General features: G+C 39.7%; 15 protein-coding genes. 6 read left to right on the top strand and 9 right to left on the bottom strand.

The features are described from left to right. Positions 1–39: 39 nt before the first annotated feature. The gene (gene tkt, locus AC1M9M_RS01235; RefSeq protein WP_481589912.1) at positions 40–2,028 is read right to left on the bottom strand and encodes a transketolase; all 1,989 of its coding nucleotides are present in this window, start codon (positions 2,026–2,028) and stop codon (positions 40–42) included. A gap of 443 nt (positions 2,029–2,471) precedes the next feature. On the opposite strand from tkt, the gene metK reads away from it, so the two are divergent. Then, positions 2,472–3,638, top strand: a complete 1,167-nt coding sequence (gene metK, locus AC1M9M_RS01240) for a methionine adenosyltransferase (RefSeq protein ID WP_035263794.1) — start codon at positions 2,472–2,474, stop codon at positions 3,636–3,638. Between the two features lie 45 nt (positions 3,639–3,683). Here the strand turns inward: metK and AC1M9M_RS01245 are convergent, their stop codons facing one another. Next, entirely contained in the window at positions 3,684–3,926 is a 243-nt protein-coding gene (locus tag AC1M9M_RS01245; RefSeq protein WP_035263796.1) for a hypothetical protein, read from the bottom strand. Positions 3,927–4,233: 307 nt separating this feature from the next. Here AC1M9M_RS01245 and AC1M9M_RS01250 point away from each other — a divergent pair, with 307 nt between their 5' ends. After that, positions 4,234–4,443: a hypothetical protein gene (locus AC1M9M_RS01250; RefSeq protein ID WP_035263798.1), complete on the top strand. Its 210-nt coding sequence runs from the start codon at positions 4,234–4,236 to the stop codon at positions 4,441–4,443. On the opposite strand, the gene AC1M9M_RS01255 is transcribed toward AC1M9M_RS01250, so the two are convergent. Together AC1M9M_RS01255 and AC1M9M_RS01260 are read right to left on the bottom strand one after the other, a co-directional pair. After that, positions 4,387–5,028, bottom strand: a complete 642-nt coding sequence (locus AC1M9M_RS01255; protein ID WP_179998148.1) for a LysE family transporter — start codon at positions 5,026–5,028, stop codon at positions 4,387–4,389. The two genes, AC1M9M_RS01250 and AC1M9M_RS01255, sit on opposite strands and share 57 nt — an antisense overlap. A gap of 106 nt (positions 5,029–5,134) precedes the next feature. Continuing rightward, positions 5,135–5,719 carry an FxsA family protein gene (locus AC1M9M_RS01260; RefSeq protein WP_035263802.1) on the bottom strand — a complete coding sequence of 195 codons (585 nt, stop codon included), beginning with the start codon at positions 5,717–5,719 and terminating at the stop codon, positions 5,135–5,137. 122 nt (positions 5,720–5,841) lie between these two features. Here AC1M9M_RS01260 and ruvC point away from each other — a divergent pair, with 122 nt between their 5' ends. After that, entirely contained in the window at positions 5,842–6,387 is a 546-nt protein-coding gene (gene ruvC, locus AC1M9M_RS01265; protein ID WP_035263804.1) for a crossover junction endodeoxyribonuclease RuvC, read from the top strand. Between the two features lie 23 nt (positions 6,388–6,410). Here ruvC and AC1M9M_RS01270 read toward each other — a convergent pair whose 3' ends face one another. Continuing rightward, entirely contained in the window at positions 6,411–6,689 is a 279-nt protein-coding gene (locus tag AC1M9M_RS01270; protein ID WP_481595378.1) for an acylphosphatase, read from the bottom strand. A gap of 15 nt (positions 6,690–6,704) precedes the next feature. Then, positions 6,705–8,216, bottom strand: a complete 1,512-nt coding sequence (locus AC1M9M_RS01275) for an NAD(P)H-hydrate dehydratase (RefSeq protein ID WP_481595379.1) — start codon at positions 8,214–8,216, stop codon at positions 6,705–6,707. A gap of 19 nt (positions 8,217–8,235) precedes the next feature. Here AC1M9M_RS01275 and queG point away from each other — a divergent pair, with 19 nt between their 5' ends. Both queG and bioB read left to right on the top strand, forming a co-directional pair. Beyond that, the gene (gene queG / locus AC1M9M_RS01280) at positions 8,236–9,339 is read left to right on the top strand and encodes a tRNA epoxyqueuosine(34) reductase QueG (protein ID WP_481595380.1); all 1,104 of its coding nucleotides are present in this window, start codon (positions 8,236–8,238) and stop codon (positions 9,337–9,339) included. A 290-nt stretch (positions 9,340–9,629) separates the two neighbouring features. Further along, the gene (gene bioB / locus AC1M9M_RS01285) at positions 9,630–10,619 is read left to right on the top strand and encodes a biotin synthase BioB (protein WP_180027754.1); all 990 of its coding nucleotides are present in this window, start codon (positions 9,630–9,632) and stop codon (positions 10,617–10,619) included. Positions 10,620–10,665: 46 nt separating this feature from the next. Here the strand turns inward: bioB and AC1M9M_RS01290 are convergent, their stop codons facing one another. Then, the gene (locus AC1M9M_RS01290; RefSeq protein WP_481595381.1) at positions 10,666–10,875 is read right to left on the bottom strand and encodes a hypothetical protein; all 210 of its coding nucleotides are present in this window, start codon (positions 10,873–10,875) and stop codon (positions 10,666–10,668) included. Positions 10,876–11,071: 196 nt separating this feature from the next. Between AC1M9M_RS01290 and AC1M9M_RS01295 the strand changes: the two genes are divergently transcribed. Next, positions 11,072–12,391: an acyl-CoA dehydrogenase family protein gene (locus tag AC1M9M_RS01295; protein ID WP_481595382.1), complete on the top strand. Its 1,320-nt coding sequence runs from the start codon at positions 11,072–11,074 to the stop codon at positions 12,389–12,391. A 161-nt stretch (positions 12,392–12,552) separates the two neighbouring features. Here the strand turns inward: AC1M9M_RS01295 and AC1M9M_RS01300 are convergent, their stop codons facing one another. Both AC1M9M_RS01300 and AC1M9M_RS01305 read right to left on the bottom strand, forming a co-directional pair. After that, the gene (locus tag AC1M9M_RS01300; protein ID WP_481595383.1) at positions 12,553–13,815 is read right to left on the bottom strand and encodes an acyl-CoA dehydrogenase family protein; all 1,263 of its coding nucleotides are present in this window, start codon (positions 13,813–13,815) and stop codon (positions 12,553–12,555) included. 13 nt (positions 13,816–13,828) lie between these two features. After that, entirely contained in the window at positions 13,829–15,079 is a 1,251-nt protein-coding gene (locus AC1M9M_RS01305) for an SfnB family sulfur acquisition oxidoreductase (RefSeq protein WP_481595384.1), read from the bottom strand. Positions 15,080–15,105 lie beyond the last annotated feature (26 nt).

The raw sequence follows: 15,105 nt of genomic DNA on the forward strand, positions 1-15,105 counted from the left end.
CACAGTTGGGACGCCTTTTAAAACACTTAATTCTAAGAATTAAGCAGTAATTTCTTTCACTGCTGCGACAACTGCTTCAGTCGTAATACCGAAGTGTTGGAACAAATCTTTCGCTGGTGCAGATTCACCATACGTAGTCATACCAATCACACGACCATCAAGACCTACAAATTTCCACCAGTAATCTACATGTGCTGCTTCTACAGCAACACGTGCACGAATGTTAGATGGAAGAACTGCCTCACGATAAGCCGCATCTTGCTTAACAAATTCTTCAGCACATGGCATAGACACAACACGCACACCTTCAAGCTGTGCATAAGCTTCCATTGCCAATGCAACTTCTGAACCTGTTGCAATGATAATCGCTTTCAATTCGCCTTTTTCTTCAGCCAATACATAACCACCTTTCGCAACATCAGCAATTTGTGCTTCTGTGCGTGTTTGGAATGCTAAGTTTTGACGAGAGAAGATCAACGCAGTTGGACCTTCAGAACGTGTTAACGCAGATTTCCAAGAAATTGCTGCTTCAACTGTGTCACATGGGCGCCATGTGTTGAGGTTTGGTGTACCACGTAAAGATGCGATTTGTTCAATTGGTTGGTGTGTTGGACCATCTTCACCCAAACCAATAGAATCGTGTGTGTAAACATGAATCACACGTTGTTTCATCAATGCAGACATACGTACTGCGTTACGTGCATATTCCATAAACATGAGGAATGTTGCTACGTAAGGAATGAACCCACCGTGAAGTGCAACACCGTTTGCGATTGCAGTCATACCGAACTCACGTACGCCATAGTGTACGTAGTTACCTGCAGCATTGTCTTGAACGCCTTGTGCGCCTTTCCAAAGTGTTAAGTTAGAACCTGCTAAGTCAGCAGAACCACCTAAGATTTCAGACAGCATTGGGGCAAATGCTTGGATTGCATTTTGGCTTGCTTTACGTGTTGCGATGGTTTCAGCTTTTGCGTTTACTTCAGCAATATACGCATCGGCTTTTGCAACGAAGTCAGCAGGTAATTCACCGCTTAAACGACGTTTAAGATCAGCCGCTTCAGTTGGATATTTTGCTTCATATTGTGCAAATACTTCGTTCCAAGCTGCTTCTGCTTGTTGACCTTTTTCTTTAGCGTCCCATGCAGCATAAACGTCAGCAGGAATTTCGAATGGACCTTCAGTCCAACCCAACGCTTCACGTGTTAATGCGATTTCGTCGTTACCCAGTGGTGCACCATGGCAATCTTCTTTACCTTGTTTGTTTGGTGAACCTAAACCAATAATCGTTTTACAGATAATGATTGTTGGTTTCTTCGTTTCAGCTTTAGCTTCTAAAGTTGCCGCACGTAATGCATCTGCATCGTGACCATCAACTTTCAATACTTGCCAGCCATAAGCTAAGAAGCGTTGTTCTGTGTCATCAGAGAACCAACCTTCTACTTCACCATCAATTGAAATACCATTGTCGTCATAGTAAGCAATTAATTTACCTAGACCCAAAGTACCTGCCAATGAACATGCTTCATGAGAAACACCTTCCATTAAACAGCCGTCACCTAAGAAACAGTAAGTGAAATGATCAACGACTTTAATGTCTTCTTTGTTGAATTGCGCTGCTAAGGTTTTTTCAGCCAAAGCAAAACCGACAGCATTCGCGATACCCTGCCCTAATGGACCAGTAGTTGTTTCGATACCAGGTGCATAACCTAATTCTGGGTGACCCGGTGTTTTAGAATGCAATTGACGGAATGCTTTTAAATCTTCAATTGAAAGATCATAGCCAGTCAAATGTAATAATGCATATTGAAGCATTGAGCCATGACCATTTGATAATACAAAACGGTCGCGGTTAGCCCACTGAGGGTTTGTCGGATTGTGATTTAAGAATTCACGCCATACAACATCAGCAATATCAGCCATCCCCATTGGTGCACCTGGATGTCCAGAATTTGCTTTTTGCACAGCATCCATTGCAAGTACACGAATTGCGTTAGCAATGCGACGTTCATTCAGCGGGGTTGTCATAGATCAGTGTCCGATAAATTAAAGATGGGAAATGAATAAAATTCAAAAACTGGGTGTATTGTCTTAAAAAAATCAAACAGCGTAAAGCCCAGAAACGTATATTTCAGCCCTAAAGCGAAAAAATTCATACAATGCGAGTCGGTTTTACCAATATTCAATTCAATCCAATATTTTTTAGTCGCTTGGCCTTTTTTTAAAGTACTGATGTTGAATCATATATTCATATTCTTTCGTACCCACTTAAGCTGTTTTTTATTTCAGCTCAGTCTTAAAAAGAATAAGTCTTATACAAAAGTTTTCACTTATCAATTTAACAGATGATGATATCAATTAAAAAAACACAAAAATGACATAAATTCATGCTTTTTAGTCAGGTTAAGCTAGTCCTTAACGTTAAGTCGATGTACCATATTGCGTCTTTAGAAATAACTGTGATAGGACTTATGCGCGAGTACGCTGTATTTACTTCAGAATCTGTAAGCGAAGGCCATCCAGATAAAATGGCTGACCAAATCAGTGATGCTATTTTGGATGCAATCTTAAAAGAAGACCCATATGCACGGGTTGCTTGTGAAACGCTTGTAAAAACAGGTGCTGTTGTTCTTGCAGGTGAAATCACAACAACTGCAAATGTAGACTTTGAAGCAATTGTACGCCAAACCGTAAATGGCATTGGATACCATCATTCTGATTTAGGTTTCGATGGTTCAACTTGTGCTGTTATCAACATGATTGGCAAACAATCTCCTGAAATTGCTCAAGGTGTAGATCGTCAAAAACCTGAAGATCAAGGTGCTGGCGATCAGGGCTTAATGTTTGGCTACGCAAGTCGCGAAACAGATGTTTTAATGCCTGCTCCTATTTCGTATGCGCACCGTCTTATGGAAAAACAAGCAGAACTTCGTCGTAACGGAAGTCTGCCATGGTTACGTCCAGATGCGAAAAGCCAAGTGACTTTTGCATATGAAAATGGCGTACCTGTTCGTTTAGATGCGGTCGTATTATCGACTCAACACGATCCTGAGATTTCACAGACTGATTTAAAAGAAGCTGTCATTGAAGAAATCGTGAAAAAAGTGATTCCAGCAGATATGTTCCATGCGGATACCAAATTCCACATCAACCCTACGGGTATGTTTGTGATTGGTGGTCCAGTCGGTGACTGTGGTTTAACAGGTCGTAAAATCATTGTAGATACATATGGTGGTATGGCTCGTCACGGTGGCGGTGCTTTCTCTGGTAAAGATCCATCTAAAGTAGACCGCTCTGCTGCTTATGCTGGTCGATATGTTGCAAAAAATATTGTTGCCGCTGGTTTAGCCGATAAATGTGAAATTCAAGTGTCTTATGCGATTGGTGTTGCTGAACCAACATCTATCTCAATCAATACATTCAATACTGCTAAGGTTTCTGAAGAATTGATTATTGCATTGGTACGTGAGCATTTCGATTTACGTCCATATGGAATTACACGTATGTTGAATCTCATTCAACCGATGTATAAGCAAACTGCTGCATATGGTCACTTTGGTCGTGAAGGTTCTGATACTGCATTCACTTGGGAAAAGACAGACAAGGTTGAAGCGCTTAAAGCATCAGCTGGTTTGTAATTTCCAAATAAAAAAGCCCACATCAATGTGGGCTTTTTTATAGATTCAATTTGCTTTATCACTTTGATGAAGCGTGTCCAAAAACGACTGCTTCACAGGGACATTTTGGTTATCTTGTAAATATAAATGGGCCACTTTAAACACAATGGCTGCGGCTAAACACGCAATGATACAAAATATCCAAAAACCATAAGGTGTTCTGATATTTTGTGATCCGCATTCAGAACACACTTTGTCTGTCGAAGCAACCACCTTGTCGCAACACGCACAATGATACTGATACAGCATACTCATCCTCCCGATTTGACTGTCTTTTTATTTTTATCTACATCACCTTAGAGGCTAATATTTATACTATATAAGCCTTCACCAATAATCAACCTCATGATGTAGCTATAAAACAGCAACCATCTATGTCTTCATTCAATATCTTGTATTATCAGATATCTATATGAATTTTTTTTGACAACCTGCTCTATCATTCTTTTTTCTTCTAGAGATTATCCATATTTTATTCACGCACTCGCCCATCATATCCGCATGGAAATCATAAATTGAAGTAAAATAAACGTAGTGAAAAAATGATGATATGACTATGGTTCAATTAATTAAGAAAGGCGGCTTGAGAGAAAGAGCAAACAGAAGTCGCTCTTATCAAGGTTCTGAAAATACTGAAGCAACTTTGCGACCAAGACGTTATCAGCAAGACACGCTCGTTCTGACTCAAACAGAAGAGTTAGATCAGGATTCAGTTAAGCAAAATAAGCGCATCTATCCACAACCAGACTGCAAAGATCAAAAATAGACCACCCGATGCCATATCTATGTAATGCCCTGAACGCTGGTAGAGCTGTTTAATTTTAGGTCGTGCTAAAACGACCATCAAAAACGTAAAGGTTAAAAACGTTTGAATCGGAATAATGACTGCCAGTTGTATTTTCAACATCTCTGGTGCTGAAGCAGTTAAGGCAAGTGAAAATACACTACTAAAATAAATCAGTGTTTTAGGATTGGATAGGTTTGTAAACAACCCCATCAGAAAGTATTTTTCAGCTTTTAAAGGTAACTGATTTTCATCAATTGCATCAAGTTTGAAAGACTTATAGGTTTGCCAACCACCCTTTAGCATCGCCCAGCCCATTTTTGCCAAAAATAAACCACCGACTAACATTAAGACTTGTTGAATCCATGGGAATTGGGCAATCAAAAGTGCAAAACCTGATAAAGTTAAAATCACCCAAAATAAAATTCCAATAGAAATACCTAAAATAACTTTCAACGTGTTTGCGATTGTGGTTGACGCTGCGCATTTGGCAATCAACAAAATATCAGGTCCAGGACTCAATTGAGCAACAAGATGTAGGACACAGATGGTAAGTAATAGAGACATAAATCAAAAATGAATAAAAATTGTTTGAATTATACTGTTTTTTAGGAAAATCGAGATACAAAAATAAAAAAACCAGACATTACATCTGGTTTTGAACATGCGCAATTTACTTTTGATTAACGTCTTTCATTTCAATTTTCTTTGCTTCAGGTGTAATTTCTCTTGCTTCACCATCAATGATAGTAGAGTCATTTGAACCACGACCGTGCTGCTGGCTTTGCATTTCTTGCATTTGGCGCATTAAATCTGCAAATGGATTCTGACCATTTGCTTGACCACCCATGCCGCCCATATCTCCCATCATACCACCCATCATTTTTTCCATCATGGCTTGCTGACGCTTCATCATGGTTTTCATCATCACCGCTTTAAATGCTGTTTGAACAGGTGGAATTAGAATAAGTAAGGCGAATAGATCAGAAATTAACCCCGGAATCAAAAGGAAAATACCCGCAATAATTTTAGGTAAGTTATTGGTCAAATTCGGATCAGCACTCATATGACCTTGTTGCATTTGCTGCATCTGTGGCATTAAACCTGATGCATGAGAACGAACCATATTTAAACCAATAAAGAATGCAGCAATAAACCAGAAGAATACATACCACATACTTCCGACTAGATCACCCACACCGACCCATACGAAGATTTCAAGGACTATACCGATTAAAACAATAAGAGCTAATTTCATGAAATGTAATCTAATCTCAAAAATTTAAATATAGGGTCGTAATCATCTGCTCAATCTGTATCAAGCTTTTTTCATACGCTTATGTAACAATATGGGCATTATTTTATTTTTAAAGTCATGGAATGTCATTAATTATCGGAATTGATCCTGGTTCACGTCTAACAGGTTACGGTATTATTCAAAAAGAGGGGCAAAAACTCACTTTTGTTGATGCTGGAACAATTCGCACTGAAACACCTGATATGCCTGAGCGTCTAAAACGAATTTTTTCAGGCATTGAAAGAATCGTTAAATTTCATGGTCCTACCGAAGCTGCTGTGGAACAGGTATTTATGGCGGTCAATCCTGACTCTGCCTTAAAACTTGGTCAAGCACGCGGTGCAGCTATAGCGGCATTGGTCAATTTAGATCTACAAGTGGCTGAATATACTGCGCGTCAAATTAAACAATCTGTTGTTGGCTATGGCGCTGCTGATAAAGAACAGGTTCAAATGATGGTTATGCGCATACTTAATTTAAGTATTAAACCACAAGCCGATGCTGCAGATGCACTTGCCGCAGCAATTTGCCATGCACATGCCTCTGGCAGTATGAGTAAATTGGCTGTCTTAAATGCTTTAGGTGGAATGGCACGTGGACGAAGCCGCAGCAGTAGTCGTCGACGTTAAAAGTCTCTCGACACTCAATGCACTTATTGGCGAATTTGAAAGTTATCGAAATCACGCTCTTTGATGTCAATTAAGTCTTCATAGAAGATTTGCTTAACTTTACTATTATGAGGCCCTGCCATGGCCAGTTTGATCATGTCATTGACATCTTTATATGTGCCAACAATGATAGCTTCCAAATCCCCATTATCCATATTTTTAACGTAACCAGTTAAATGCAACTTTAAGGCTTGTTCCATAAACCAGCGACGAAATCCGACCCCTTGAACAAGACCTTGTATCGTTAATTTTAAATATCGCATATCTATCCCTGAATTTTATTTTAGATTTACTATTTGATAAATCGCTTGAGCCATATTCTGAGCTAACAAACCACGTTCACCCTGTTGAGCCAATACATCACCTGCCATGGCATGTAAGTTAACAATTTCATGAAGTTGAATGGAATTAGACAATTGTCCTTTAAGACTCGCAATCATTCCTGCAAGGATATCCCCCATTCCACCTGTACCCATTCCTGGATTACCTTGGGTGCAAATCCAAATGGTTTGCTGCGCGTCAATCGTTAAACTTCCTGCACCTTTTAATACCCATTCACCAGCATACAGTGTTTGTAATCGTTTAATTGCTTTGATGCGGTCATGCTCAACTTCCGCCACGCTAGAGTGTAAAAGTTTTGCAGCCTCACCAGGATGTGGCGTTGCGTAAGTTCTCTCATTGAGTCGAATGGGCTTTTCAGATAAGAACCACAATGCATCAGCATCGAGTACAGTCGGTTTGTTCGTAGAGGACAGAATACTCATCCATTGATCATATTGCTCAGCTGCCCAATCATCGCGTCCCAACCCCATTCCAAAACAAATCGAATCGACTTGCTGTAGCAAATTTTTTCGTTGTAATGGATCGAAACGATTAATATCCTGCACCATTACATTGGGAGATCGTGACAAAATTGCTGAATGATGTTTAGCATCACACACGATCGTGACTTTACCCGCCCCAGCGGCAAATGCAGCTTCAGCCGCCATAATCACCGCACCTCCCATTTGTGCATGACCGCCAATCACGAGCACATGCCCATACGTTCCTTTATGTCCTGTAGAGTGTCGTCGCGGCAAAATTGTTTTGACTGGGCTTAATCGGGCCACAGGTTTTAAATCTGAGTCACATGGTAAAATGGGAATGAGTTTTAGATGTCCTATAAAATCCTGTGCACGCCCTACAAATTGCCCTACCTTATATGCGAGTGCGGTAAGCGTATGCTGAGCATGAATAGCCATTGGTAATGGTTGACCTGTATTTGCATCTAAACCGCTCGGCATATCAATCGCAATTTTGACGCCGTCTTGCTCATTAATATGATGGATAATTCTCTGCCAGTCTTCACTTAAAGTACGATTAATTCCAATTCCAAACAATGCATCAATATAGACATCATAACCCTTACAATGGTTCAGATCGGTGAACTGCTTAAGTGGTATGGATTGACTCATTTTATAAGCACTCTGTAAGGAGTCAGCCGAGTGATGATCGACTTGTGAAAAAGAAAAAATATCGATTTCTAGATTTTGGTTGAATGAACAATGTCGTGATAAAGAGTGCTGTGCTAAATAGTACGTAACAAGATAACCATCCCCTGCATTATTTCCTTTGCCGCAGCAGACTGCGATACGGATTTTCTTTTTTTCAATACCTTGAAGAATTGTGATGATTTCTTGTGCCATCATCCAAGCAACTTGCTGCATAAGACCAAAAGCACTATTTTGATCGTCAAACCAGCGCTGTTCCCAAGCTTGTATCTCACTGCTGTGATAAACTTGTTGATGCATTATCGTTCCTTTTTTATTTATGACTCAATCTCTCTCATCTATACCAGCTCGTATTCCAACACAGCAATTTGATCCTCATGCGCTTAAAGCTTGGATTAAATCTCAAGCATTGGAACTGGGCTTCGCTGATTGTGTCATTGCCCGACCTGATGCTCAAGATGAATTACCTCGATTAAAAGCATATTTAGAACAAGGATTTCATGGTGACATGAAGTTCCTCGAAGAAAATTTGGAAAAACGTGCTAATCCAACACTGTTGGTTCCCCATACAAAAAGTATTATCTGCGTCAGAATGAATTATTTGGTTGAACGACCTCAACCTCGAACAGTACCTGATTTCCCTAATTCTGCCGTTATTGCGCGATATGCACGCGGACGGGATTACCATAAAACCATGCGCGGTAAATTAAAAACACTTTCAAACCTTATTCGTGAAAAAGTCGGCCCATTTGAATCAAGACCTTTCGCCGATTCAGCCCCTATTTTTGAAAAATCACTCGCTGAATCTGCAGGTATGGGTTGGACAGGTAAACATACCCTGCTCATCCACAAAAAATCGGGTTCCTTTTTTGTACTCGGTGAACTGTTTAGTTCTCTTGAATTACCCTTTGACGAGCCTGCCAGTGCACATTGCGGCTCATGTACAGCATGTATTGATATTTGTCCAACGCAGGCGATTGTAGCGCCATATCAATTAGATGCCCGTAAATGTATTGCCTATCTGACCATTGAATACCAAGGGGTGATTCCTGAAGAACTACGCCGTGGCATAGGTAATCGCGTATTTGGATGTGATGATTGCCAGCTGATTTGTCCTTGGAATAGTTTCGCACAAACTACAACGGTTGCTGATTTCCATCCCCGTCATGGGCTGGATCGTCTTTCTTTAATTGAATTATGGCAATGGGACGAAGCAACATTCTTAGCCAACACAGAAGGCAGTCCACTGCGTAGAACAGGCTATGAAAGCTTTATGCGGAATATTGCGATTGGAATCGGGAATGCACCGTATCATCCAAACAATATTGAGCAATTGATACTAAAAAGAAATCAGTCTAGTGAGATTGTGCAAATCCATATTGACTGGGCAGTACAAGAACAACAATCAAAAAGAAATAATTAATTGTACTTTTCCAAGATGACTTGACAGCGCAAAAACACCGTTTTGAGCATGATCTGAAATTTTAAGTACACGTTAGCAACAAGTTCTCAGCATCAAGTTCCCAAAAAATAATTTTGCGGCGAAAAATGCATAAAAATAGTTAAGTTTGTAACTAAATCAACAATGATTAATTTCTATTGAGTTGGCGATTTTGATAATTTTTTTGAGTCATTATTGTCATATTTTACGATTTTGCATTGTTAAAATTACAGTATGATCAAATAAGTAGCTTTTTAATTGATGGATAAATTATGCAAGTACGCAATGATTGGACGCGTGAAGAAATACAAAAACTCTATGAACAACCCTTCATGGACTTAGTTTTCGAAGCACAACGCGTGCATCGTCAATACTTTGATGCAAATACCATTCAGGTCAGCACATTACTATCGATCAAAACGGGTAAATGTCCAGAAGATTGTAAATACTGTTCTCAATCTGCACGTTATGATTCCAAACTTGAAGCTGAAAAAAGAATTGCTGTTGAAAAAGTAATTCATGAAGCCAAAGAAGCTCTCGCTTCTGGATCATCTCGTTTTTGTATGGGTGCTGCATGGCGAAATCCTCATGAACGCGATATGCCCTATGTACTTGAAATGGTACGTGAGGTAAAAGCCCTAGGACTTGAAACCTGTATGACCTTAGGGATGCTTAATCAATCACAAGCGGAACGTTTAAAAGAAGCGGGGTTAGATTATTACAACCACAATTTAGATACCTCTCGTGAGTACTATCCAAATGTGATTACCACACGCACTTATGATGATCGTTTAAATACTTTAGACTTTGTGCGCCAAGCAGGCATGAAAGTGTGTAGCGGTGGAATTGTTGGCTTAGGTGAAGATACTCAAGATCGTATTGGTCTATTACATGAACTTGCGACCTTAGCTATTCATCCAGAATCGGTACCAATCAACATGCTTGTGCCGATCGAAGGCACACCCTTAGCAGATGTTGAAAAACTCGATGTGACTGAATGGATTCGCACCATTGCCGTAGCGCGCATTATCATGCCAAAAAGTTATATAAGACTTTCAGCGGGTCGTGAATCTCTTTCTGATTCTGATCAAGCTTTAGCGTTTATGGCAGGTGCTAACTCTTTGTTCTCAGGTGAAAAGCTTTTAACGACACCTAATGCTGGTGAAGGCAAAGATAAGCAGTTATTCGATAAGTTAGGTCTAAAAGCCGAAAAAGCGAAGCCGACTGTATCAGAGCTGACTATAGATGCAATGGCAAGTTAATTTATAAGATTCGCTCAATCAAAAACCGAAGCTTTGCTTCGGTTTTTTATGATGTGATCAATATGCCATAACAGGCATTAAGATACTGTCCTGGCTTAATTTCATCTGTTCCATTGGCATGGTGTACCGTTATTTTTTGACTAAATGCATCAAACTCAAAGCGATCATAACTATCTTGGTGGTGCATCAACCAATAAATCGTATCTATGACATGATCATCACAAATATAAGTATTCGATTTAAAATCTTTACTCATTTAATTTAAATCCTTTTTTCAATCACAACATTATTATATCTCAATTCATTTTATTGAATATAATTTTCTTTATTTAAGATAATTTCTAATTTTTTATTAATCCAATATATTATATTTACATATCACAATAAATCGATTTTCACCCATTTTATAAGCGCTATTATTTTATTTTAATTTATAATAAAGACTGAGTATTATGAATATCGTTAATTTAAAAACTCAAACTGCATTACAACACCGTCCCAGCGCACTGACCACACAAATTAATGCTGTATGGGGACAAGGACCATCTTCACGTTATGAAAGCCTCGCCTCGTTATTTAGACCAACATTTGAAAAAATCAAAGCTTCGCGATCAGAACGCGAAGAAAAGCGAATTTTAGCTTTTGAACAGATTCAATGGTTAAAAGACATCGGTTTTACGAGACTTCGCTTACCCACTTCGCAAGGTGGATTTGATGCAACTATTCCAGAATTATTTAATCTATTAATCGAACTTGCCGAAGCTGATGCAAATTTACCGCAGGCACTTCGCGTACATTTTGGCTTTGTGGAAGATTTACTGCTCAGCCGCGACCCACAGTTTAAATCTATATGGCTTCCTAGAGTGGCTCAAGGTCAAATTATTGGAAGCGCATGGTCTGAAGGTGGAAATGAGTCCATTCATGAATTTAAAACGAGACTTTCCAAAGATGCTGAGGGACGCACGATATTGAATGGACAAAAATTTTATACCACAGGAAGCTTGTATGCAGACTGGATTGATGTGGGTATTACTGATTTGTATGGAGAATCAGCCAGTATTCTAATCCCTCGACATGCTGAAGGTGTTGAGATTGTGGATGACTGGAATGGTTTTGGTCAAATTCTTACAGCAAGTGGTACTACTAAGTTCACTGATGTTGTTGTGAATCAACAAGATGTCATCGGAGACCAACAGCGCTTTAAATATTCAGCAGCATTCTATCAACTGATTCAATTGGCAATTATTTCAGGGCTTACAAGAGCAGCAAGCTATGAAGTATCAGCTGAGGTTTATAAACGTGAAAGAAATTATACGCATGCCAATGCTTCCTTCGTCCGTAATGATGCTCAAATCCTACAAGTGGTGGGTCAAATTCGTGGTGTCGCGTACACCACTGCAGCAATTATTGAAAAAAATGCACAGGCTATACAACGTGCTTTTGAAGCTGGGTTGAATGATAATGAACAACTCGAAGCAGATCAAAATGCCATAGCAGAATTAGAGGTTGCTCAATCTCAAACCATTATCACCACACTTGCATTAAATGCTTCGACCATTATTTTTGATGCTCTAGGAGCATCAGCCACTGATAAAAACTTAGCTTTAGATCGTTTCTGGCGAAATATTCGTACGCTCGCATCACACAACCCAAGAATTTATAAAGATCGAATTGTCGGAGACTTTAGCGTAAATGGTGCATTACCCCCTTATCAATGGCGTATCGGTAAAGTTGATGAATCAGGGCTTCTGCAAACAGATAAGGCTTCTTGAGCTCGCTTTAAATCGTTAAGACACTATTTTTTAGTGTCTTTTTTTAGTGTTTTTTAAAGTGATCTATCTAAATCGCTTAGGCTATTAGAGCTCTTATTTACGAAGCTAGAAAAAAGGTCCTTAACAGGACCTTCTTAGCAGCATCATAGAAATTACATCAATTAAGCCACTTGAGCTTTCAAGTGTTTCGCCAAAGGACTATTACCAATTTGCCATACAAATGGCAATTCAGTTTGATTCACGACAAAAGCCCCCACCACTTTCTCCTTATAAATAATCGGATTATGTGAGGATACGACACGTGCATTACGCCAGAAACGATCTAACTGCTTCGATGAAGCGCTGGCTGAAGCGCCCAAACTATTGAATAGTTTAGTTGTTAAATCAAGTACAAGATCTGAAATGACGACCTGCCCTTGAGCAGATTCTAGTTCTGCAATTTGGTTAATCTCATGATCTTTTTCAGATGAAGCATTAAAGTGACTTAAATATGCATCATCCAGTGCTGCAGCTGTTTTTAAAGTAATGGCTTGACTGGCAAATGCTTGGGCAGATGCCTTACCAATCACTTGTAGAATCTGAGCATCATCACGGACCAGATCAGCATTCCCGTGGCTAAAGATTCGAGTACGCTTACGCACTTCCTCACTAAAGGTTTCCACCGCAGAAAATGCGATGCCGGTCAGTGTTGCTAGATGTACAACTTGATAAAAAGCTGTTTGATATTTAAAACGCTGATCAAACGGGTAAATATGATCTCGTTCAATCGACACTTGGTTGATTTTTAGAGTCCCACTTCCCGTTGTTTTTTGACCAAATCCATCCCAATCATCATGTACTTTAATTCCATTAGCTTTAGTTGAGACCGCTGCAATCACATGCTGATCAGTGGTTTCATCATAGGCAAAAAGATCAATCCAATCGGCAAAAATAGTACCTGTAGAATAGAACTTTTCTCCTGAAACTTCATATTCGCCTTGTTGATTTTGTCTCACTCGGGTAATGACGTCGCCTATCTCAACATTACCGACCTCTGTCCAAGCGTTTCCTGCGATTTCACCATTTACAAATCGCTTAAACCAAAACGCTTGTGATTGATCTTTATGCGCCACTAAACGGTCTTCGACAAATGCAAAATGTCCACGTAAAGCTTGCACAATATTTGAATCCGCTGTCGCCAACTCGATTAAGATTTGGAAAAGTTGCTGTTGGGTAAAACCTGCACCGCCATATTTTTTTGGCACACGTAATGCACCAAAACATGCATCGTTTAACCATTTAATTTGTTCATGAGGCAAATCACGATCGGTTTCTCGTTGAACGGCCCCTTCTGCAATCCGCTTAAAAATCGGTCGAAACTTTGCTGCAACCTCTTCATAGTTGGCACCAAGTGAAAGTTCTTCATTCTGATTTAATATAGTCATAATAAATTTCTCCTTAGCTCCATGGATGACGTGGTGGTGGGACATCATTTAGAAAATAATTTCCTACAATGTTGTATTTCCAACGCACGGGATCATGCAAAGTGTGTGTTCTGGCATTGCGCCAATAACGATCTAAATTTAATTCTGATAAGGTCGAACGCGTGCCAGAAAGCTCAAATAATTTATTCGCTGCTAAAATCGCAATGTCAGTCGTTAAGACTTTTGCTTCAGCCACGAGCAATGTTGCTTCATTAATATGATCTTCGGTCGGTTCAGCAAGTGCTAAATCAATCGCTAATCCTGCCAAATCCAGAACGGCTTCAGCAGCACGCAGCTTAATTTTCAATTCACCAATATTGGCAATGGTATATGGATCTGAACTTGCTTTATCTAAACCTGAATCAATCCATGGACGTGCAAAGTTACGAACGTAATGAATCGTTTCTTGAATCGCACCACGTGCAATCCCAGCATCTACAGCAGCTTGAATAAATTGAGAAATTGCTCCAGCTGCTGTCGGTCTTACAAAAGCTTGATAAATTGGAACGATATATTTTGCACCTACTTTAACGTTGTTTAATTCGACTGATCCACTGACCGTTGTACGCTGACCAAACCCACTCCAATCATTGGTAATTTTTACACCTTCTGTCCCTTGTGGCACGATTGCAGCAAATGGTTTTCCTTCAGCATCAATCGCAACAACTGGAATGCGGTGTGCCAGTAAAGCTCCAGTCGCAAAGAATTTTTGTCCATTCACAATCCCATTGCCAGAAGCATCAAATTCTATTTTTGTGGTGAGATCGGCAACCGTCTTAGACCCTTTTTCTGAGAAAGCATTCCCCAAACGCTCTCCACCCAGTACTGCTTTAAAAAAGAATTGTTTTTGTTCTTCGGTGGCATCTAAACGGATATGCTCTAGAAACACCCAATGATTTTGTGCGATTTGACCTAGTGATGGATCAGCGCTAGAAATGGTTTTAACAACTTCAGCGAGAGTCTTGTAGCTCGCTCCTGCACCGCCATATTGCTTTGGAATGTTAATTGCCCAAAGCCCTGATTGAGAGTACTTGTTAATTTCACTCAAAGGTAAACGGCGTTCATGATCACGAATGGAGGCTTCCTTTGCAAAATCTTCAGCGAGCTGTTGTGCGATTTGAATCGCTTCTTGATCTGTCTTAATCACATGCGCTGGCTGATGAATTTGGTAGAATTCTTTTGAAATTTCAGCTTCATGCAATTTTATATCTATTTGTGCGGTCATTTTATTCTCTTCAAAAAAATTGAATA

Source organism: Acinetobacter sp. ANC_7503, assembly GCF_056780035.1.

What these genes read in the sequence shown, in the direction of transcription:
- tkt (WP_481589912.1), bottom strand. Translation starts at nt 2,028, where the DNA reads ATGACAACCCCGCTGAATGAACGTCGCATTGCTAACGCAATTCGTGTA.
- metK (WP_035263794.1), top strand. Translation starts at nt 2,472, where the DNA reads ATGCGCGAGTACGCTGTATTTACTTCAGAATCTGTAAGCGAAGGCCAT.
- AC1M9M_RS01245 (WP_035263796.1), bottom strand. Translation starts at nt 3,926, where the DNA reads ATGCTGTATCAGTATCATTGTGCGTGTTGCGACAAGGTGGTTGCTTCG.
- AC1M9M_RS01250 (WP_035263798.1), top strand. Translation starts at nt 4,234, where the DNA reads ATGGTTCAATTAATTAAGAAAGGCGGCTTGAGAGAAAGAGCAAACAGA.
- AC1M9M_RS01255 (WP_179998148.1), bottom strand. Translation starts at nt 5,028, where the DNA reads ATGTCTCTATTACTTACCATCTGTGTCCTACATCTTGTTGCTCAATTG.
- AC1M9M_RS01260 (WP_035263802.1), bottom strand. Translation starts at nt 5,719, where the DNA reads ATGAAATTAGCTCTTATTGTTTTAATCGGTATAGTCCTTGAAATCTTC.
- ruvC (WP_035263804.1), top strand. Translation starts at nt 5,842, where the DNA reads ATGTCATTAATTATCGGAATTGATCCTGGTTCACGTCTAACAGGTTAC.
- AC1M9M_RS01270 (WP_481595378.1), bottom strand. Translation starts at nt 6,689, where the DNA reads ATGCGATATTTAAAATTAACGATACAAGGTCTTGTTCAAGGGGTCGGA.
- AC1M9M_RS01275 (WP_481595379.1), bottom strand. Translation starts at nt 8,216, where the DNA reads ATGCATCAACAAGTTTATCACAGCAGTGAGATACAAGCTTGGGAACAG.
- queG (WP_481595380.1), top strand. Translation starts at nt 8,236, where the DNA reads ATGACTCAATCTCTCTCATCTATACCAGCTCGTATTCCAACACAGCAA.
- bioB (WP_180027754.1), top strand. Translation starts at nt 9,630, where the DNA reads ATGCAAGTACGCAATGATTGGACGCGTGAAGAAATACAAAAACTCTAT.
- AC1M9M_RS01290 (WP_481595381.1), bottom strand. Translation starts at nt 10,875, where the DNA reads ATGAGTAAAGATTTTAAATCGAATACTTATATTTGTGATGATCATGTC.
- AC1M9M_RS01295 (WP_481595382.1), top strand. Translation starts at nt 11,072, where the DNA reads ATGAATATCGTTAATTTAAAAACTCAAACTGCATTACAACACCGTCCC.
- AC1M9M_RS01300 (WP_481595383.1), bottom strand. Translation starts at nt 13,815, where the DNA reads ATGACTATATTAAATCAGAATGAAGAACTTTCACTTGGTGCCAACTAT.
- AC1M9M_RS01305 (WP_481595384.1), bottom strand. Translation starts at nt 15,079, where the DNA reads ATGACCGCACAAATAGATATAAAATTGCATGAAGCTGAAATTTCAAAA.